This is a genomic window from Taklimakanibacter deserti (genome assembly GCA_003574785.1).
Genome location: QORU01000020.1, coordinates 42,892 through 62,068, shown reverse-complemented (window position 1 = coordinate 62,068; position 19,177 = coordinate 42,892). Strand labels below are relative to the sequence as shown.

Here is a 19,177-nt window from a genome sequence, read left to right as displayed (position 1 = left end):
GCTCAGACCACGAGCACCTCGAGATCGCCGATGCCGTCGATGTGGCCAAGGAGCCGGTCGCCGCGCTTCACCGGTCCGACCCCTGAAGGCGTGCCGGAGAAGATGAGATCGCCGGGCTGCAGCACGAAGAGGCCGGAGAGATAGCTGATCATCTCCGGTACCTTCCAGATCATCTGGTTGAGGTCGCCGGTTTGCTTGCGCTCGCCATTGACATCGAGCCAGATGGCGCCTTGCGCGGGATGGCCGATCTCATCGGCCGGCACCAGGGCGCTCGCGGGAGCGGAGGATTCAAACGCCTTGCCGATTTCCCAGGGCCGGCCCGCATCCTTGGCCTTGCCCTGGAGATCGCGGCGCGTCATGTCGAGGCCGACGCCATAGCCATAGACACGATCGAGGGCCTGGCCGAGCGGGATATCCTTGCCGCCGTCCTTCAGCGCCACGATGAGCTCGATCTCGTGGTGGACGTCATTCGAGGCGGGCGGATAGGGGAACCGGCCGTCCTCGACCAGATTGTCGGGATTCTTCTGGAAGAAGAAAGGCGCCTCGCGATTGGGATCGTGGCCCATCTCGATCGCATGCGCCGCATAATTGCGCCCCACGCAATAGATGCGGTGCACCGGAAAGGATGAGCTTGTGCCCTTCACCTTGAGGCTCGCCTGTCGCGGCTGGACGATCACGAAATCCATATTCTATCTGCTCCTTGTTGCGATGAGGTTCAGTTGCGTGATGAGGCGAAATACTCGAAGCGCCGCTCGAGCCAGGCCAGGGCCTCGTTGATCGCGAAGGCAAAGGCGAACAGCACGAAGAGCAGCGCCCAGAAATGCTCCATCAGGAAGCGCGAGGAATAAAGCTCGAACAGGCGGCCGAAGCCGATGATCGACACCAGCATCTGGCCGATGACGACGCCCTTGACCGCGCGGATGAGGCCGAGCCTGACGCCCGAGAGGATTTCGGGCAGCGCCGCCCAGACATAGATCTTGGCGAAGGCCTGCAGCGGCGTGGCGCCGAAGCTCCGCGCCATCTCGACGAGGGACGGCGTGATGCTGCGCACACCGGCGCGCGCATCGAGCACGATGATCCAGATGGCGAAGAGCACGACGGTAAGGATGATGGTGGTCTGGCCCGCCCCGAAGATCACCATGATGACCGGCACCAGCGCCGAGAGCGGCGCCGACAGGAACAGATTGACCCAGGGCAGGAAGATGCGATCGGCAAGGAGCGAGCGTCCCATCAGCACGCCGAGCGGTATGCCGATGACGATGGCGACGAGCGTGCCGATGATGAAGGCTTTGCCCGTGATCCACAGGGCCTCGCCGAAGGTGGCGGTCGGCACGATCTCGACCATGCGCGCCAGAATGGCGGAGAGCGGCGGGATGACGAAGGAAGCGCCCGACCGTCCGACGATCTCCCACAGCAGCGCCCAGATGAGGAGCGAGCTCATGATCGGGAGACGGAACTTGCCGATGGTTATCATGGCCCTCCTCAGTCGAGATAGCGCTTGAGGCTCTGCCAGATCGTCTCCACCGTATCGAGATAGGCGGAGTCGCGGCGGATCTGGTCGGGATCGCGACCGCGCGCGATCTGCGGCTCGACGATGGACGAGACCTGGCTCGGTCGGCGCGACAGGGTGACGATGCGGTCCGATACATAGACCGCCTCCTCGATCGAATGGGTCACGAACAGGAACGTCTTGTGCTCGCGCGCGATGAGCTCGAGCAGGTCCTCCTGGAATTTGCGCCTGGTCTGCTCATCGACCGCCGAGAAGGGCTCGTCCATGAGCAGCACCTTGGCATTGACGCAGAGGGCCCGGGCAAGGCCGACACGCTGGCGCATGCCGCCCGAAAGCTCATGCGGAAAGGCGCGCTCGAAACCTTTGAGGCCGACGCTCGCGATATATTTCTCCGCCACCGCCTCGCGCTCGCTCTGCGCCACGCCCTTGAGCTCGAGGCCGAAGGCGACATTGCGCATCACGGTGGCCCAGGGCATGAGCGCAAAATCCTGGAACACGAAAGCGCGCTCGGGTCCGGGTCCGGTCACCGTCTTGCCGTCCACTTCGACCAGACCCGAGGTCGCGGGGATGAGGCCGGCGATGATCTTGAGCAAGGTGGTCTTGCCGCAGCCGGAAGGTCCGAGCAGCGAGGTGAGCTGGCCTTCCGGGAAGTCGACCGAGATGCCGGAGAGCGCCTCGACGCCGCCCGGATAGATCTTCGACACGCGGTGCACCTGGACCATCGGCCGGGATGCGGGCTCAGCCTTGCGGGCAGCTTGCGGGCTCATGAGCGGCCTCTTTTCTCAGGGCGGAACAAGGTGGTCTCGATGATCTCCAAGCCTGAAATGAACAGCACCGACAGCGCGATGATGGCGAAGATCGCCGCATACATCTTCTCATATTCGGCCACCGACTGGTTGTAGGTGATGATGTCGCCGATGCCGGTCGGCGTGATGAGGAGCTCGGCCAGGACCACGCCGATGAAGCCCGCCGCGCAGCCGAGCCGCAAGCCGGCGAAGATCACGGGGCTCGCGGCCGGCAGGATGATCTTGAAGATGATCTGCCGGCGCGAGGCAAGGAAGGCATGGCCCATGTCGAGCAATGTCTGCGGCGTGTGGCGCACCGCATTGAGCGAGTTCAGCACGATGACCGGCATGGCCATGATGCAGACGGTCAGCACTTTCGCGGTCAAGCCGATGCCATAGGCGAAAGTGAGGATCGGGATGAGGGCGGCGAGCGGCGCCGATTGCGCGATGACGAAGACGGGCGAGCCCAGCCACTCGGCGAAGCGGTTAAGGCCCATCAGGACGCCGAGGCCCACACCCACAGTGATCGAGGCGATGAGGCCGATGGCGAGCGGCTTCAGCGTGATGAGCAGCGCCTTGCCGAGCGAGCCGTCGGCGATGAGGCCCAAGAGTGCCGCCATGGTGTCGGAGAAAGGCGGGAAAGCCGGGCTGATCGGCCAGCGCCCGGCGATCTCCCAGCTCGCAGCGACGATCACCGCCGAGACGAGCCACAGGACAGCCGGATGGGTGAGGAGATCTCCCCAGGTGGATCCGGCCCGATGATGGAGCTTCGTCTCGGCGATGAGAGTCATGGATTACCCTCGCCCCCTCCGGGGGAGAGGGAGGGACCCATTGCGCAGCAATGGGAGGGTGAGGGGGAACAGACGTGAATTGCTTCTTGCATCGCCGACTAACCTTTCCGCTGCTTCCCCCTCACCCTAACCCTCTTCCCCGCAGGGGGAGAGAGGATCAAGTCAATCGCCGAGTTTCTTCTTCGCGGCCTCGAGCGGGCCCAGGTCCCAGAATTCCTCGACCTTCAGCGTCTCGGCCGATCCTTCCATCATGCCCGCTTCGGTGTAGAAGAGGAAATCGACCTTGGCCACGTCGGCGGGGTTTTCGAGGGGCGCATAGACGCCCTCCTTGGTCGCCTCGGTATAGAAGGGCACGACTTCGGCGAGCACTTCCTTCGGCTGGTCGGCGATCAGATTGCGCTTGGCGCGCTCGGTCTCGATGATGGCCGGATTGGCCTTCATCTCGCGCCATAACTTGTGCAGCTCCTCGACGATGATATTGGCCGTCTCGCGATTGTCCTTGAGCCAGGCCTCGCTGGCGAAGACGAGCTCGTCGCTCGCCGGCTCCTCGAGCCCCGGCAGCACATGGAAGCGGTCGCCGGCTTTCGCCAGCAGCACATTCTTGTTGGCGAGATCGACGACGGTCGCCTTGATCTGCCCGTTCATCATGGCGATGATGCGGTTCTCGGAGCCCGGCACGTAGCTTCTCTCGCCGAATTCGATGCCCTCGCGCTTGGCGATGATATTGCCGATCGCCTCGGTGCCGGTGCCGCGGGCATGGAAGGTGATGGGCTGGCCGTTCATGTCCTTCCAGGTCTTGTATTCCTTGGACGCGACCGGGAAGAAGACGAGCCGCGACATCTGATAGATGTTCTTGAGCGGCAGCTTGGACTTCTGGATCACGGCATAGGGCGTGCCGACGCCCAGGTCCGACTGGCCATTGATCATCGACTGGATGGCAAGCTCCTCCTTGGCAAAGGAAGTGAGCTCGTAATCGACGCCGCGGTCCTTGGCGCGTTCCATCGCCACCACGAAAGCGAGCGTCTCGACCGAGACGACATCGCCCAGCGCCACGCGCACTTTCTCGGCCGCTTCCGCCGTGACCGCCAAAGTGAGCATGAAGCCTGCGGCGGCGAGGCCTGACAGGATTCTTGGAATTGGTTTCATCTGAAGACCTCCCATGTGCTTCTCGATCAATTGCTGGGGCGACCGCTCGCGCATTCCGCGTCTTTCGGGTACCCGAGGAGAATTTAACCAATTCTAGATTGGTTTGACAAGAAAAGAAGATTGGTCAAGAATATTGACGGCAAAAGGTGAAGCTCCTATGCGCAGGCCGGACGGACAAATGGGGCTCGGGACCCTGGGACGATGAGCGATGAGGTTGGGGGCGCCTTGACGCAGCTGCGGGCGTATCTCGCCCAGCATGATCTGCCGGCGAACGCGCAATTGCCGCCGGAACGCGAGCTTTGCGACCTGCTCGGCGTGTCGCGCGGCGAGTTGCGCAAGGCGCTCGCGGTTCTCGAAGGCAATGGCGAACTGTGGCGCCATGTCGGCAAGGGCACGTTCATCGGCGCCCGCCCCGTCGAGGAGTTCAAGACCGTCGCCGATCTCGCCGCCGCCAGCAATCCGCGCGAGATCATGGAGGCGCGCCTGGCGATCGAGCCGATCCTCGCCCGCGAGGCGGCACTGCATGCGACCTCCGCCGACATCGCCGAGATGCGTCAGTGCCTCGAGGCCTCGCGCCTTGCCGAGACCTGGCGCCAATATGAGAATTGCGACAACCGCCTGCACCGGCTGGTGGCGGAAGCGTCGCACAATACGGTGCTGATCGCCCTGTTCGACACCCTCAATGCCGTGCGGCGCGCCGTTGTCTGGGGAAGGTTGCGCCACAATGGCATGCGCCCGCCGCCCGATCACCACAGCTTCCATGAGCATGAGCTATTGGTCGAGGCGATCACCGAGCGCGATCTCAAGGCGGCGGCTCTGGCCATGGACCGGCATCTCCGTTCGGTGGAAGCCAATCTGCTGCGCCAGCGCCAGGCGGCTGAGTGAGGTTCACTTTTCGTCGGCGAGGCGGCGCAGCCATTGCGCCACATGTTCGTGGCGGCTGTTGTTCGCCGTCGTGTAAGGCAGCCATCCAGCCTTGTCGGAAATGTCGGGCTGGCCGCCTTCCTTGAGCAGCAGTTCGACCATCTCGATCTTGCCTTTGCCCGCGGCGTAGTGGAGCGGCGTTGCGCCATTGCCACCGCTGCGGGCATTGACATCGGCGCCGTGGCGCAAGAGCAAACGCGCCGTTTCGAGATCGTCGGAACAGGCCGCGTAGTGGATCGGGGTGTCGCCCCACACGCTGTCCATGGCGCGGACATCGGCGCCCTGCGCCAGCAGCAACCGCGCCACATCCGGCTTGAGAAAGCCCGCCGCCACCATCAGGGGCGTGCGGCCTGCTACGTCACGCGCATCGACTTTCGCGCCGCGTTCGATGAGGAGGGCCGCCACCTCGTCCTCGCCATTGAGGGCGGCCGTGTGCAAGGGATGAGCGCCCTCGGGCTCGCCCACGGCTTCGAGATCGGCGCCGCGATCGATGAGGATCACCGCGATGCCGGTCCGGCCTTTGGCCGCAGCCAGGTGCAAGGGCGTGCCGAAGAGATCGGGCGCATTCACATCCGCGCCCTTGGCGATGAGCTCGATGACGCGCGCGACGTCGCCGGCATTCACCGCATCATGCAGCCCGTCGACACGCGCGCCGAGTTGGGTCAGCGCCTCGACCGCGCGCATCTGGAGGCGGCGCCGCGCATATTGCAGTGGCGTCACGCCGTCATTGTCGGTGGCATCGAGCGGGGCGCCATGGGCCGCCAGCACGGCGATCACTTTCGCGCGGCCAAGCGAGGCGGCGAAATGGAGCGGTGTCTCGCCCTGGGCCTCGGCGCGCAGCGCGCTGTCGGCGCCATGGGCGAGAAGCAGCTGCGCCACAGGGGCTTGTCCGGCAAGGGCGGCGATATGGAGGGCCGCATGGCCGGCAGGATTGCGAAGGGTTAGGTCGGCGCCCGCAGCGATCAGCACCTCGGCCACTTCGACATTGCCGAAGGTGGCGGCGACCATCAGGGGCGTCAGGCCGCCTTCATTGCGCATGTCGACCGGCATGCCCCGGGCGACCAGCAGTTTCGCCGCCTTGGGCCGGTTGTAGATCGCGGCCGCATGCAGCCCATGGCCCTTGCTGGCCGCGGCCAAACCGGTGCCCGCCTCGACCGCGGCCAAAGTGAGGGAAGGCGATGGGCTCGCGCGCTCGTCTTCCGCTTGCGCGGCCGACCATCCCAGCCCGGATAACAGAAAGACGGTGAAGAGACCTCGGATACCCCGCATGGCACAGGCCCTCGCCCCCGTTCAGTCTGCGCTCCCGGGGCCCGGAAATAAAGAAAATTGTCGCAAGGGCAACAAAGGGCGAGGTCTCTCGGCACGGTCCTTGCCGGACAGGGCCAAAGACCGTGCCGCATTGGCACAGGGAGAGGCGACATGTCAGCAGGAATAAAGGCGGAGCGGGTCGACTGGGTCGATTACGCCAAGGGCATCTGTATCATTCTGGTCGTGATGATGCATTCGACGCTGGGCGTCGAGAAGGCGGCCAGCGAGCTTTCCTGGCTCAACGGCTTCGTCGAATGGGCCAGGCCCTTCCGCATGCCGGACTTCTTTCTGATCTCGGGACTGTTCCTCGCGAGCCGCATCGACCGCCCCTGGCGCCAGTATCTCGACACCAAGCTCGTGCATTTCGCTTATTTCTACATCCTGTGGATGACCATCCAGTTCGGCATGAAATGCTGGGGCCTCTATTCCAGCGAAGGGGCGATGGCGACCCTCGAAGCCTATGCAATGGGGCTCATCCAGCCCTATGGCACTTTGTGGTTCATCTATCTCCTCGCCATCTTCTTCGTCGTGACGAAGCTCCTGCGCCCGCTGCCGCCCGTTCTCGTCTTCGCCATGGGCTGCGTGCTGCAGCTGGTCTCCATCCATACCGGCTGGCTCGTCATCGATGAGTTCGCCAACCGTTTCGTCTATTTCTTCACCGGCTACTGGCTCGCCAATCATGTCTTCGCCTATGCGCGTGAAGTGAGCGGTCTCAACCCCATCGGCATATTGGGCGGCCTCGCCATCTGGGCGGTCATCAATGCGATCCTGGTCGACAATGGCGCATCGCATCTGCCGGGCATCGGCCTCATCTTGGGCTTCATCGGCGCCGGCGCCGTCATCGCCATGGGCGTCTTCCTCTCGCGCTTCAAGATCGCTTCGCCCATCCGCTATTGCGGCGAGAATTCGATCGTCATCTATCTCTCCTTCTTCATGTTCATGGCGGCGACCCGCACCCTCCTCCTCAAGACGGGCGTGATCCAGGACTTGGGCACCGTCTCCATCATCGTCACGACGGCTGGCGTGGTGGGGCCGGTGCTCCTTTTCTGGGCGGTGCGCCATACGCCCTTGAGCTTCCTGTTCCGCCGCCCGCAATGGGTCAAGATCCCCGCGACGCCGCGTCAGAAAGCCGTTCAGCCAGAACTTGTCAGCAGCCGGCGGGGAAGGCTGGAAGCCTGAGGATTAGGGTGGCATATAGGGGGCATGTCCCAACATCGCCCCCTTAAATCCGGCGATCATGTCTATCTGATCGACGGTTCCGGCTACATTTTCCGCGCCTATCACGCGCTCCCGCCCCTGACCCGCAAGAGCGACGGGCTGCCCGTCGGGGCCGTCACCGGCTTCTGCAACATGCTGTGGAAGCTGATGAAGGAGATGAAGGCGGGCGAGAAGCCCACCCATCTCGCCGTCATCTTCGACAAGTCGGAACAGACTTTCCGCAAGCGCATCTATGCCGATTACAAGGCGCACCGGCCCGACCCGCCGGCCGATCTCATTCCGCAATTCGGCCTGATCCGGCAAGCGACCCGCGCGTTCAATGTCGCCTGCATCGAGCAGGACGATTACGAAGCCGACGACCTCATCGCCACCTATGCGCGGCAGGCGGCGGAGGTGGGAGCGACTGTCCGTATCGTCTCCTCCGACAAGGACCTCATGCAGCTCGTGAATGCCAAGGTGAAGCTGTACGACACGATGAAGGACAAGGAGATCGGCGAGCCGGAAGTTTTTGAGAAATTCGGCGTCAAGCCCGACAAGGTCGTCGATGTCCAGGCGCTGGCCGGCGATTCGGTCGACAACGTGCCGGGCGTGCCGGGCATCGGCGTCAAGACCGGCGCCCAGCTCATCACCGAATTCGGCGATCTCGAAACCCTTCTCACCAAAGCCTCCGAGATCAAGCAGGCCAAGCGGCGCGAGAATCTCATCGAGTTCGCCGAGCAGGCGCGCATCTCGAAGAAACTGGTGACGCTCGAGGATCGGGTACCGGTCGAGCATGCGATTGATTCATTTCTGGTCGAGGAACCGCGCGCGTCGGATCTCATCGGCTTCTGCAAGACGATGGAATTCTCCTCCCTGATGCGCCGCGTCGCCAGCGATCTCGCGGCCGATGCGGCCGAGATCGATGCCGTCCCCGTCGTGGTCAAGGGCTGGCCGCCGGAAGGATCGGCCGTGGGGACGACTCCGGCGCCGGCATCGGCGGCCCCGCAGCGGCCGGAGAAGCGCAAAGCCGATCCCCAGCATGAGGCGACCAGGACGGTCTTCGCCGCGGTCGAGGAGAAGCCCAAAGTCTCGGTGGCGGAGAGGCTCAAGGCCACCGCGGTCAAATATGACGACTATGAGACGGTCATCGACAAGGACGGACTCGAGCGCTGGGTGGCCCGCATCTATGAAGAAGGCCAGGTGGCGCTCGACATCGAGACGACGGCCTTCGATCCCATGCAGGCGAGCCTTGCCGGCCTGGCGCTCAGCGTGGCGCCGGGCGAGGCCGGCTATGTTCCGGTCGGCCATCGTACCGGCGACGGGCTCGACTTCGGCGGCAATGAGATCAAGCAATTGCCGCTCGCCGATCTCATCACTCTGCTGAAACCCGTGCTCGAAGATCCGGCGATCCTCAAGATCGGGCAGAATCTCAAATCCGGCGCCCTCGTCTTCCGCCGTCTCGGCATCGAGATTGCCGCGATCGAGGACACGATGCTCATGTCCTATGCGCTCGAAAGCGGCCTCAACGGCCATGGCCGGGACGAGCTTGCGCAAAAGCATCTCGGCCACAAGCCCATCGCCTATAAGGATGTTGCGGGCACCGGCAAATCGGCAGTGAGCTTCGACAAGGTGCCGCTCGACCGCGCCACCCATTATGCCGCGGAAGCCGCCGACATCACCTTCAGGCTCTGGCTCCTGTTCCGCGAGCGCCTGGCGCGCGAGGGCAAGACCACCGTCTATCAGACGCTCGAGCGTCCGCTGGTTCAGGTTCTGGCCTGCATGGAGCGCGAAGGCATCCTGGTCGATCGCGCCGTGCTTGCCAGGCTGTCCGGCGAATTCGCCACGGCGGGCGGCAAGATCGAGAAGGAGATCTACGCGCTCGCGGGTGAGAATTTCAACATCGGCTCACCCAAGCAACTGGGCGACATCCTCTTCGGCCGCATGGGTCTGCCGGGCGGGCGCAAGACCCAGACCGGCGCCTGGAGCACCGATTCCGATGTGCTGGAGGATTTGGCGAGCCAGGGGATCGACCTCGCCCGCAAGGTGCTCGACTGGCGCCAGCTCTCCAAGCTGCGCTCGACCTATACCGATGCGCTGCCGGCTTACATCAATCCCGATACCGGCCGCGTCCACACTTCCTATGCGCTGGCCGCGACCTCGACCGGGCGTCTCTCCTCCAACGAACCCAATCTGCAGAACATCCCGGTCAGGACCGAGGAAGGCCGCCGGATCCGCACCGCCTTCATCGCGCCCAAGGGCTCGAAGCTGGTCAGCGCCGATTACAGCCAGATCGAATTGCGCGTGCTGGCGCATGTCGCCGACATCCCGCAATTGCGCAAGGCCTTCGCCGAAGGCCTCGACATCCATGCGATGACGGCATCGGAGATGTTCGGCGTGCCGGTGAAAGGCATGGATCCGCTGATCCGCCGGCAGGCCAAGGCGATCAATTTCGGCATCATCTACGGCATCTCGGCCTTCGGCCTCGCCAACCAGCTCACCATCTCGCGCGAGGAGGCGGGCAATTACATCAAGACCTATTTCCAGCGCTTTCCCGGCATCAAGGATTACATGGATTCGACGCGGAAGGCGGCGCGCGAGAAGGGCTATGTCGAGACGATCTTCGGCAGGCGCTGCCACTTCCCGCGCATTACATCACCCAATGCATCGGAGCGTTCCTTCATGGAGCGCGCCGCGATCAATGCGCCGATCCAGGGGGCGGCCGCGGACATCATCCGCCGCGCCATGGTCCGCATGCCGGACGCCTTAGCGAAGGCGGGGCTCGGCGCCCGCATGCTCCTCCAGGTGCATGACGAACTGATCTTCGAGAGCATCGACCAAGAGGTCGAGGCGGTGAAGAAGGTGGTGAAAGAGGTGATGGAGAAGGCGCCCGAGCCCGCCATCAAGCTCGCCGTGCCGCTTGCCGTCGACGCCCGCGCCGCCCTCAATTGGGAAGAGGCGCATTAGGCGCATCATCCCGAAAAGTTGCAGACTTTTCGGATAAGATGATGCGAAACTAAGAATGCGCTCCACCGCGCTAGACCATCTCCTTCAGCCCCGGCAGCATGAGAATATCAGTCACGCCGACATCTTCTCCAGCCTGAGTCAGAAGCGTCGTGATCTGGCCGCGGTGATGCGTCTGGTGATTGAACATATGCATCACCAGGATGGAGGCCGGGAAGGTGAACTCGGCATCGCCCTTGAGCGTCTTGAACGTGAAGGGCCGCGCCAGCCAGGTCTCATCGATCGTCTTTGCCCAGTCTTCGATCTCGCGGTCGAGCGCCCTGCGGGCTTGCCGCAAGGCTGAAAGGTCCTCATGCAGCAGCAGGACGTCGGGATCAGTGATGCGTGGCCGGCCGTCCTTGAAGCGACCGATCCAGACGAGGTCGGCATAGAGCAGATGATTGAGCGTGCCGAGGATCGACTTGAAGAAGGCGCCGCGGTCGCGAGCGATCTCCTCAGGCGGCAATCTTGCGGCCGCGTCATAGACCTTGCCGTTCATCCAGCTGTTGTAAGCCGCCATGCTCACGAGATAGGGGCGTGTGATCGGCATCTGGCTCTCCGTCAGAAGAGCTTGCCATAGCAGCAGTTTTCCCTGTAACCAACCGGCAAAAGTCATACAAAACGGGAGCAGTCATGACTCGAGCCATCTATCCGAGCCTCAAGGGCAAGACGGTGTTCATCACCGGTGGCGCCATGGGCATCGGCGAAGCGATCGTCGAGGAATTCGCAAAGCAGGACGCGAAGGTGGCCTTCATCGATATCGCCAAGGAGGCGGGCGAGAGACTGAAAGCCAGGCTCTCGGGCGCGGTGTGGTTCGGTCATTGCGACGTCACCGACATCAAGGCGCTGCAGCAATCGATCGCCGACGCTGCCAAGGCGCTGGGGCCTATCACCGTCCTCGTCAACAATGCCGCCCATGACGAGCGTCACGCCTGGGACAAGATGACGCCGGATTATTGGGACCAGCGCATCGCCGTCAACATCAAGCATCAGTTCTTCGCTGCCCAGGCGGTGATCCCGATGATGCAGAAATCGGGTGGCGGCTCGATCATCAATCTCGGCTCCACCTCGTGGAAGATCGGCCAGGGCGGCATGGCCGCCTATACCGCGTCGAAATCGGGCGTCACCGGCCTGACGCGCTCGCTGGCGCGCGATCTCGGACCCGACAATATCCGCGTCAACACCATCTCGCCCGGCTGGATCATGACCGAGCGCCAGCTGAAGCTCTGGGTAACGCCCGAGGGCGAGAAGGAGATCATGAAGAACCAGTGCCTCAAGCGGAAGCTCTATCCGCTCGACATCGCCCGCATGGCGTTGTTCCTGGCGTCGGATGAGGCGTCCGCCTGCACCAATCAGGATTTCACCGTCGACGGCGGGTGGGTGTAGCCGGCACTCCGACTTAGGGCTGAAAAGTGACTGCGGCTCCGCTTCTCAGCTCCGTCATGGCCGCCCTTGAGGCGGCCATCCAGCCCAGCCCTAGTTGGCGAATACCTTGCCGAAGCGGTTGGCGAGGAAGTCGCTCAAGCGGATGTCTTCCTGGTGGATGAAGCCCTTTTGCGGCAGCGTGCCTTGCGCCAGGAGATCGAGCACGGCGCAGATGCTCGCCGCCGTGGTCATCTGGATGGCGCTGTGCATCTTGCCTCTGATCTCACGGCTGTAGATCTTGTTGGCATAGGTCTCCTGGATCAGCCGACCCTCGCGGCGGCCGCTGACGGTGACGAAGATGATGACCACGTCCTGGGTCGTCGTCGGCAGGGCATTCTCCAATATGTCCTTGAGCAGGTCGCGGCGGTGCCTGAGGCCGAGATCGTTGAGCAGCGCCTTCATGATCGCCACATGGCCCGGATAGCGGATGGTGCGGTAGTTGAGCGTGTTGACCTTGCCCTTCAGCGTCTCGGCCAGCGTGCCGAGCCCGCCCGAGGTGTTGAAGGCTTCGTAGGTCACGCCGTCGAGCGAGAACTCCTCGCGCTCCTCGAGCGCCGGCACTTCCATGAAATGGCCATCGACGATGGCCTCGCAGGGCTCGATATATTCATTGATGACGCCGTCGGTGCTCCAGGTCAGGTTGTAGTTGAGCGCATTGGAGGGATATTGCGGCAAGGCGCCGACCCGCATGCGCACGCTGTCGAGCGTCTCGAAGCGGCTGGCGAGATCATGGGCGACGATGGAGACGAAACCAGGTGCGAGACCGCATTGCGGCAGGAAGGCGGAAGCCGCCTTGGCGGCGATCGCGCGGATCTTGCGGGTAGAGCGGACGTCTTCGGTGAGATCGAGATAATGCACCTGGGCGCGCGCCGCGGCTTTGGCGATCGTCGTGGTCAGCTGGTAGGGGGCGGCGCTCAGCACGGCATAACAGCCGTCGAGAACGGACTCGAGTGTTTTGTCCGATATCTCCAGAATCTTCGTGCGGACCTTCTTCGATTTTTCGACCAGGCGCAGCTGGTCGGCGGCGCGGTCCACGACGGTCAGGCGATAATCGCCGGTATCGCCGAGCAGCCGGGCGATGGTGGAGCCGATCTTGCCGGCGCCGACAACCACAATGTCCTTCATGAACTGTCCTTTGGGCCGCAGTCTACCGCCAATGCCGCGCCGCGCAACGCCGTGCCTAAACCTGCCTGAACCGCCATTCCATGCGATGGTGGTAGACTTCGCCCTGTTTCAGCACCGCCGAGGGGAAATTCGGATGGTTGGGCGCGTCGGGCCAGTTCTGCGGCTCGAGCGCAATCGATCCGAAGCGCCTCAAAGGCTGGCCGTTCTTGCCTTTGAGCTCCGGCCCGTGATGGCCGGCCGTATAGAGCTGCAGGCCGGGCTCGGTGGTGAAGAGATCGAACTCGCGGCCTTGGGCCATGAGCGTCGCCGCATGATGGAGCTCGTAGCGCGGGCCTTCCAGGCAGAAATTGGTGTCAAAGCCCTGATCGTCGCCAAAGGCCTCCTCAAGCAGCGTCGGCTCGCGGAAATCGTAATTTGTCCCCGAAACGAAGCTGACCGCCCCGGTCGGGATGAGGGTCTGGTCGGTCGGCGTATAGGCCTGGGCCGAGATCTGCAGCACATGATTGGTGATGGTCTTAGCACCCGAGAGATTCCAATAGGCATGGTTGGTGAGATTGACGATGGTCGGCCGCCGCGTCCGCGCCTCGATATCGAGGCTCAGAATGTCGTCATCGAAGCGATAGACCGCCCGCGCCCTGAACCTGCCGGGATAGCCTTCCTCTTGGCTCTTCGAGACGAGCGAGAAGACGAGCGCATCGTCCTCGATCTCGGACACCCAGTTCTTGCGGTGGAAGCCGTTGACGCCGCCATGCAGGTGATGCGGGGGAAGATTCTGGGTGAGCTGACGCTCCTTGTCGTTGAGCATGAAGCGGCCATTGCCGATGCGGTTGGCGAAACGCCCGCAAATGGCCCCGGCATAGATGTCGCTCTCGAGCATGTCTTCGATGCGCTCGGGGCCGGCGACGATGTCGAAGCCGTCCGGATAATGGAGCGCCATCAGCCGCGCGCCCACCGCATTGAAGGTCGCGCGGAAGCCGCTCTCGCTCACGATTTCGAAATTGCGTGCCGCCTCGCCCTCGAAGGTTCCCGCTTCGAGTTCGGCGACGCGCGTCGCCATCAGTGGTTGTCGCGCGGCAGGCCCTTCGTCTGCGCGATCTTCTGATATTTGACGGCGGGCTTCAGCACCATGCCTTCCGATAGTTGCTCGACATTGGCGCGGAAGATCTCCTGCCAAGGCGTCTGACTTTCCGGTACGTGATAGCCGCCATTCGACTTAAAGGCAATGCGTCGCTGTTCGAGCTCCTCCTTGGAGATGAGGATATCGGCGGTGCCCTTGTTGAGGTCGATACGCACGCGATCGCCGTCCTTCAAGAGAGCGAGGCCGCCGCCGGCCGCGGCTTCGGGCGAGGCGTTGAGGATCGAGGGCGAGCCCGATGTGCCGGACTGGCGCCCGTCGCCGACGCAGGGCAGCGAATGCACGCCCTTCTTCAGGAGCTCGCCGGGGGCGCGCATATTGACGACCTCGGCCGCACCCGGATAGCCCAAGGGTCCGGTGCCGCGCATGAACAGGACCGTATGCTCGTCGATGCCGAGCTTCGGATCGTCGATGCGCTTGTGATAATCCTCTGGCCCGTCGAACACGATCGCTTTCGCCTCGAAGGCATTGGGATCCTTGGGATTGGAGAGATAGCGCTGGCGGAACTCGTCCGAGATGACGCTCGTCTTCATGATCGCCGCATCGAAGAGGTTGCCCTTCAGCATCTTGAAGCCGGCCTCTTTCTTGATCGGCGCGTCATAAGGTTTGATCACTTCGTGATTCTGCGAGAGCTTATCTTTGCAATTCTCGCCGATCGTCTTGCCGTTGACGGTGAGCGCGTCCTCGTGAATGCGCTTGGCCTTGATGAGCTCGCCGACGACCGCAGGCACGCCGCCGGCGCGATGATAGTCCTCGCCCAGATATTCGCCGGCCGGCTGCAGATTGACCAGCAGCGGGATGTCATAGCCATGCTTCTCCCAATCGGCCACCTCGAGCGGAACGCCGATATGGCGGGCGATGGCATTGAGATGGATCGGGCAGTTGGTCGATCCGCCGATCGCCGAATTGACCGCGATGGCGTTCTCGAAGGCCTTGCGGGTGAGGATCTTGGACGGGGTGAGGTCTTCCTTGACCATCTCGACGATGCGCCTGCCGGTCATATAGGCGATCTGGCCGCGCTCGCGATAGGGTGCCGGGATCGCGGCATTGCCGGGCAGCGTCATGCCGAGCGCCTCGGCCAGCGAGTTCATCGAGGTCGCGGTGCCCATGGTGTTGCAGAAGCCGGTCGAGGCGGCGGAAGAAGCGACGAGCTCGACGAAGCCTTCATAATCGATGTCGCCGGTGGCGAGGAGCTCGCGCGCCTTCCACAGGATCGTGCCGGAGCCGGTGCGCTCGCCCTTGTACCAGCCATTGAGCATGGGCCCCGAGGAGAGCGCGATGGCCGGGATATTGACGGTCGCCGCCGCCATCAGCGCCGCGGGTGTCGTCTTGTCGCAGCCGACGGTGAGCACCACGCCGTCGATCGGATAGCCGAACAGGACCTCGACCAAACTCAGATAGGTGAGGTTGCGGTCGAGCGAGGCGGTCGGCCGCTTGCCGGTTTCCTGGATCGGATGGGTGGGGAATTCGAGCGGCACGCCGCCCGCCGCGGTGATGCCGTCGCGCACCCGTTTGGCGAGCTCCAGATGGGCGCGGTTGCAGGGCGACAGGTCGGAACCCGTCTGGGCGATGCCGATGATCGGCTTGCCGGACTGCAATTCGGCGCGGGTGAAGCCGTAATTCAGATAGCGCTCGAGATAGAGCGCCGTCATGTCGATATTGTCGGGGTTGTCGAACCAGGCCTGCGACCTGAGCTTGGGCGGGGATTTTTTCATGTCATACAAATAGCATGACCACCCCCGCCGGAGGCAAGCTTTCCTTGGCCATTGCAGGGCAGCCGCGACCCCTTGGCGCGGCTGCCCGGCCCCGCTATGGGATTCCTCATGAAAAACCATGCCGAGGACCTGATTTCCATCCGCGATTTGCTGCGTTTCGCGGTGAGCCGGTTCGGCGAGGCGGGCCTGGCCTTTGGTCAGGGAACGGCAAGCGCCGTCGACGAGGCGGCCTTCCTCATCCTCGAGACGCTTCATCTTCCGGTTGACGACATCAACCCCTGGGCCGAGGCGCGGCTCACGCTGCCTGAGCGCGAGCTGCTGCTCGCCCGCATCGAGGAGCGCGTGACGAAGCGCCGCCCATCCGCCTATCTCACCAAGAAGGCTTATATCCAGGGCATCCCCTTCCATGTCGACGAACGGGTGATCGTGCCGCGCTCCTTCATCGGCGAGCTCCTGTTCACTGACCTCTTCGGCGGCGAAGGCTTCACGCTCGTTCCCGACGTTTCGCAAGTCGGCCGCGTGCTCGATCTGTGCACGGGCTCGGGATGCCTCGCCATCCTCGCCGCCCATGTCTTTCCCAATGCCCTGATCGATGCGGTCGAATTGTCGCCGCAAGCGCTCGAAGTGGCGCGGCTCAATATCGCGGAGTCGGGCCATGCCGACCGGCTCAATCTCTATGAGGGCGATCTCTTCCAGCCGGTGGCGCAGGAGCGCTACGACCTCATCATCACCAACCCGCCCTATGTCGATGCGGCGGCGATGGAGGAACTGCCGCCGGAATTCCGGCACGAGCCAGCCATGGCGCTCGATGGCGGCGAGGACGGCCTCGATATCGTGCGCCGCATCCTGGCCGAGGTGCCGCGCCATCTCAATCCCGGTGGCGGGCTCTTGTGCGAGATCGGCCGCGGCCGCGAGCTTCTGGAAGATGATTATCCGGAGCTCGATTTCTTCTGGCTCGACACAGCTGAGAGTGAAGGCGAGGTCTTCTGGCTCACCGCCGACAAATTCCACCGCTGAGATCCCCGCATTTGCGTTCACTGCCGCCGCTGGCTAGCCATGGACCTTGGGGCAATTGATCGTCATCTCCCGCTGCTAGAGACTGTCCGTACGTCAAACCGATGGACAGGAGGAAGCGATGCAGAATGATGACAATGCAGCCCGGGTGCGACCGGTCCGCGGCAAGCAGCAGCTGCGCCTGGCTCTGGCGATCGGCTGCTCGCTCGTCGCCTGTCCGGCGGCGGCGCAAACGATCACCGACATCGGCACGCTCGATGCTGCGACCGTCCTGCCGGGAAAGCCGCCGGGCTATTCGCCCTATGCCGGGCGCAATTTTCCGAGCCGCGTATACTGGGGCGACACGCATCTGCACACCAGCGCGTCACTGGATGCCGGCGCCTTCGGCACAAGGCTTGGCTTCGAGGACGCCTACCGCTTCGCCCGCGGCGAGGAGCTGACTGCCTCCGGCGGCGAGCGGGTGAAGCTGTCGCGCCCGCTCGATTTCCTGGTCATCTCCGATCATTCCGACAATATGGGTTTCTTCCCGGCACTCTTCGCCGGAAAACCCGAAATGCTCGCCGATCCGACCGGCCGGCGCTGGTACGATCTGGTGCAGAAGGGCGGCGAGGACGGCGTCAGGGCCGCGCTCGAGATCATCGACAGCTTTTCACGCGGCAAATTCCCGCCGGCGCTGGAGTTTCTGCCGGGCTCCGAGGGTTTTCAGGCGACCTGGGACCAGATCGTCGCGGCGGCGGAAAAATACAACGAGCCTGGTCGGTTCAGCGCCTTCATCGGCTATGAGTGGACCTCGCAGGTCCCGCCCGGCAACAATCTGCACCGTGTGGTGATCTATCGCGATGGCGGTGCGCGGGCGAGCCAGACGCTTCCCTTCACGACCTATCCGCCGCTCGGCAGCACGACGCCCGAGGATCTGTGGAAACACCTCCAGGCCTATGAGGACAAGACCGGCGGGCGCGTGCTGGCCATCCCGCATAACGGCAATCTCTCGAACGGCTGGATGTTTCCGACCGAGACCAATCCGGTCACCGGCCAGCCCTTGTCGCCGGATTACGCCAAGACGCGCGCCCGCTGGGAGCCGCTCTATGAGGTGACCCAGATCAAGGGCGACGGCGAAGCTCATCCCTATCTCTCGCCCACCGACGAGTTCGCCGGCTACGAATTATGGGACAAGGGCAACCTCAATCTGAGCGAAGTGAAGAAGCCGGAGATGCTGGAGCGGGAATATGCGCGCACCGCCTTGCAGACCGGCCTCCAGCTCGAGGCCAAGCTCGGCGTCAATCCTTACAAGTTCGGCATGGTCGGCTCGACCGACAGCCACACGTCGCTCACCACCGCCGAGGAGGAAAACTTCTTCGGCAAGCATTCCGGCGCCGAGCCCAGCCCGCATCGCGCCGCCCATGAATTCATGCGCAATGGCGATGTCTTCCTGATGGGCTGGCAGATGGTCGCCGCGGGCTATGCCGGCGTGTGGGCGAGCGAGAACACGCGTGAAGCGATCTGGGACGCCATGCGCCGCAAGGAGGTTTACGCCACCACCGGCCCGCGCATGCTCGTGCGCTTCTTCGGCGGCTGGGATTTCACCGACGCCGATGCACGCTCGCGCAGCCCCGCTTTTGCCGGCTATGCCAAGGGCGTGCCGATGGGCGGCGACCTGCGCGCCGCTCCGGCGGGCAAGGCGCCGACCTTCCTCGTCGCGGCACTCAAGGATCCGATCGGCGGCAATCTCGACCGGATCCAGATCGTCAAGGGCTGGATCGACGCCGCCGGCAAGCGGCAGGAAAAGGTCTATGACGTCGTCTGGTCGGACGGCCGCGTGCCGGGTCCCGACGGCAAGCTGCCGCCGGTCGGCAACACCGTCGACGTGGCGACGGCGACCTGGACCAACACGATCGGCGCCTCCGAGCTCATCAAGGCCTGGACCGATCCGGATTTCGATCCGGCCTTGCGCGCCGTATACTATGCGCGGGTGCTCGAAATCCCGACGCCGCGCTGGACCGCCTATGATGCAGTGCGCTTCAACATCAAGATGCCCGCCGACACGCCGTTGTTCGGCCAGGAGCGCGCTTACACATCGCCGATCTGGTACACGCCGGGCTGAC

General features: G+C 63.7%; 16 protein-coding genes. 6 read left to right on the top strand and 10 right to left on the bottom strand.

The window, feature by feature from the left end:
- Positions 1–2: 2 nt before the first annotated feature.
- The 5 genes from DS839_RS31595 to DS839_RS31575 form a co-directional block, all read right to left on the bottom strand.
- Positions 3–686, bottom strand: coding sequence for a fumarylacetoacetate hydrolase family protein (locus DS839_RS31595; protein WP_119274528.1), 684 nt, complete (start codon positions 684–686; stop codon positions 3–5).
- A 29-nt stretch (positions 687–715) separates the two neighbouring features.
- Positions 716–1,474, bottom strand: coding sequence for an ABC transporter permease (locus DS839_RS31590; RefSeq protein ID WP_368912031.1), 759 nt, complete (start codon positions 1,472–1,474; stop codon positions 716–718).
- Between the two features lie 8 nt (positions 1,475–1,482).
- Positions 1,483–2,277, bottom strand: a complete 795-nt coding sequence (locus tag DS839_RS31585) for an ABC transporter ATP-binding protein (RefSeq protein WP_119274527.1) — start codon at positions 2,275–2,277, stop codon at positions 1,483–1,485.
- A complete protein-coding gene (locus DS839_RS31580; RefSeq protein ID WP_119274526.1) occupies positions 2,274–3,086 on the bottom strand; it encodes an ABC transporter permease in 813 nt (270 codons plus the stop codon). Before DS839_RS31580 ends, DS839_RS31585 begins: the two co-directional genes overlap by 4 nt.
- A gap of 162 nt (positions 3,087–3,248) precedes the next feature.
- On the bottom strand, positions 3,249–4,232 hold the full coding sequence (locus DS839_RS31575; protein WP_368912030.1) for an ABC transporter substrate-binding protein: 984 nt from the start codon (positions 4,230–4,232) through the stop codon (positions 3,249–3,251).
- A 201-nt stretch (positions 4,233–4,433) separates the two neighbouring features.
- On the opposite strand from DS839_RS31575, the gene DS839_RS31570 reads away from it, so the two are divergent.
- On the top strand, positions 4,434–5,117 hold the full coding sequence (locus DS839_RS31570) for a FadR/GntR family transcriptional regulator (protein ID WP_119274525.1): 684 nt from the start codon (positions 4,434–4,436) through the stop codon (positions 5,115–5,117).
- 3 nt (positions 5,118–5,120) lie between these two features.
- On the opposite strand, the gene DS839_RS31565 is transcribed toward DS839_RS31570, so the two are convergent.
- Positions 5,121–6,425 (bottom strand): ankyrin repeat domain-containing protein, encoded by a 1,305-nt coding sequence (locus DS839_RS31565; RefSeq protein WP_119274524.1) that lies wholly within the window; start codon positions 6,423–6,425, stop codon positions 5,121–5,123.
- Between the two features lie 150 nt (positions 6,426–6,575).
- Between DS839_RS31565 and DS839_RS31560 the strand changes: the two genes are divergently transcribed.
- Positions 6,576–7,643 (top strand): acyltransferase family protein, encoded by a 1,068-nt coding sequence (locus tag DS839_RS31560; protein ID WP_119274523.1) that lies wholly within the window; start codon positions 6,576–6,578, stop codon positions 7,641–7,643.
- Between the two features lie 24 nt (positions 7,644–7,667).
- The gene (polA, locus tag DS839_RS31555; RefSeq protein WP_119274522.1) at positions 7,668–10,625 is read left to right on the top strand and encodes a DNA polymerase I; all 2,958 of its coding nucleotides are present in this window, start codon (positions 7,668–7,670) and stop codon (positions 10,623–10,625) included.
- 70 nt (positions 10,626–10,695) lie between these two features.
- Here polA and DS839_RS31550 read toward each other — a convergent pair whose 3' ends face one another.
- Complete coding sequence (locus DS839_RS31550) at positions 10,696–11,211, bottom strand: DinB family protein (RefSeq protein WP_368912029.1); 516 nt, start codon at positions 11,209–11,211, stop codon at positions 10,696–10,698.
- An 83-nt stretch (positions 11,212–11,294) separates the two neighbouring features.
- On the opposite strand from DS839_RS31550, the gene DS839_RS31545 reads away from it, so the two are divergent.
- Positions 11,295–12,047 (top strand): SDR family NAD(P)-dependent oxidoreductase, encoded by a 753-nt coding sequence (locus DS839_RS31545; protein WP_119274521.1) that lies wholly within the window; start codon positions 11,295–11,297, stop codon positions 12,045–12,047.
- A gap of 90 nt (positions 12,048–12,137) precedes the next feature.
- Here the strand turns inward: DS839_RS31545 and DS839_RS31540 are convergent, their stop codons facing one another.
- Genes DS839_RS31540 through DS839_RS31530 form a run of 3 tightly spaced genes read right to left on the bottom strand, consistent with a single transcriptional unit; the run spans position 12,138 to position 16,061 of the window.
- Positions 12,138–13,211, bottom strand: coding sequence for a saccharopine dehydrogenase family protein (locus DS839_RS31540; RefSeq protein WP_119274520.1), 1,074 nt, complete (start codon positions 13,209–13,211; stop codon positions 12,138–12,140).
- A gap of 55 nt (positions 13,212–13,266) precedes the next feature.
- Positions 13,267–14,268 (bottom strand): aldose epimerase family protein, encoded by a 1,002-nt coding sequence (locus DS839_RS31535; protein WP_119274519.1) that lies wholly within the window; start codon positions 14,266–14,268, stop codon positions 13,267–13,269.
- Positions 14,268–16,061: an IlvD/Edd family dehydratase gene (locus tag DS839_RS31530; RefSeq protein ID WP_119274595.1), complete on the bottom strand. Its 1,794-nt coding sequence runs from the start codon at positions 16,059–16,061 to the stop codon at positions 14,268–14,270. Before DS839_RS31530 ends, DS839_RS31535 begins: the two co-directional genes overlap by 1 nt.
- Before the next feature lie 108 nt (positions 16,062–16,169).
- Here DS839_RS31530 and prmB point away from each other — a divergent pair, with 108 nt between their 5' ends.
- Positions 16,170–17,078 carry a 50S ribosomal protein L3 N(5)-glutamine methyltransferase gene (prmB, locus tag DS839_RS31525; RefSeq protein WP_119274594.1) on the top strand — a complete coding sequence of 303 codons (909 nt, stop codon included), beginning with the start codon at positions 16,170–16,172 and terminating at the stop codon, positions 17,076–17,078.
- A gap of 118 nt (positions 17,079–17,196) precedes the next feature.
- Positions 17,197–19,176 (top strand): DUF3604 domain-containing protein, encoded by a 1,980-nt coding sequence (locus DS839_RS31520; RefSeq protein WP_119274518.1) that lies wholly within the window; start codon positions 17,197–17,199, stop codon positions 19,174–19,176.
- Position 19,177: the final 1 nt, after the last annotated feature.

What these genes read in the sequence shown, in the direction of transcription:
- DS839_RS31560 (WP_119274523.1), top strand. Translation starts at nt 6,576, where the DNA reads ATGTCAGCAGGAATAAAGGCGGAGCGGGTCGACTGGGTCGATTACGCC.
- prmB (WP_119274594.1), top strand. Translation starts at nt 16,170, where the DNA reads ATGAAAAACCATGCCGAGGACCTGATTTCCATCCGCGATTTGCTGCGT.
- DS839_RS31540 (WP_119274520.1), bottom strand. Translation starts at nt 13,211, where the DNA reads ATGAAGGACATTGTGGTTGTCGGCGCCGGCAAGATCGGCTCCACCATC.
- DS839_RS31595 (WP_119274528.1), bottom strand. Translation starts at nt 686, where the DNA reads ATGGATTTCGTGATCGTCCAGCCGCGACAGGCGAGCCTCAAGGTGAAG.
- DS839_RS31565 (WP_119274524.1), bottom strand. Translation starts at nt 6,425, where the DNA reads ATGCGGGGTATCCGAGGTCTCTTCACCGTCTTTCTGTTATCCGGGCTG.
- DS839_RS31550 (WP_368912029.1), bottom strand. Translation starts at nt 11,211, where the DNA reads ATGCCGATCACACGCCCCTATCTCGTGAGCATGGCGGCTTACAACAGC.
- DS839_RS31545 (WP_119274521.1), top strand. Translation starts at nt 11,295, where the DNA reads ATGACTCGAGCCATCTATCCGAGCCTCAAGGGCAAGACGGTGTTCATC.
- DS839_RS31590 (WP_368912031.1), bottom strand. Translation starts at nt 1,474, where the DNA reads ATGATAACCATCGGCAAGTTCCGTCTCCCGATCATGAGCTCGCTCCTC.
- polA (WP_119274522.1), top strand. Translation starts at nt 7,668, where the DNA reads ATGTCCCAACATCGCCCCCTTAAATCCGGCGATCATGTCTATCTGATC.
- DS839_RS31530 (WP_119274595.1), bottom strand. Translation starts at nt 16,061, where the DNA reads ATGAAAAAATCCCCGCCCAAGCTCAGGTCGCAGGCCTGGTTCGACAAC.
- DS839_RS31570 (WP_119274525.1), top strand. Translation starts at nt 4,434, where the DNA reads ATGAGCGATGAGGTTGGGGGCGCCTTGACGCAGCTGCGGGCGTATCTC.
- DS839_RS31520 (WP_119274518.1), top strand. Translation starts at nt 17,197, where the DNA reads ATGCAGAATGATGACAATGCAGCCCGGGTGCGACCGGTCCGCGGCAAG.
- DS839_RS31535 (WP_119274519.1), bottom strand. Translation starts at nt 14,268, where the DNA reads ATGGCGACGCGCGTCGCCGAACTCGAAGCGGGAACCTTCGAGGGCGAG.
- DS839_RS31575 (WP_368912030.1), bottom strand. Translation starts at nt 4,232, where the DNA reads ATGAAACCAATTCCAAGAATCCTGTCAGGCCTCGCCGCCGCAGGCTTC.
- DS839_RS31580 (WP_119274526.1), bottom strand. Translation starts at nt 3,086, where the DNA reads ATGACTCTCATCGCCGAGACGAAGCTCCATCATCGGGCCGGATCCACC.
- DS839_RS31585 (WP_119274527.1), bottom strand. Translation starts at nt 2,277, where the DNA reads ATGAGCCCGCAAGCTGCCCGCAAGGCTGAGCCCGCATCCCGGCCGATG.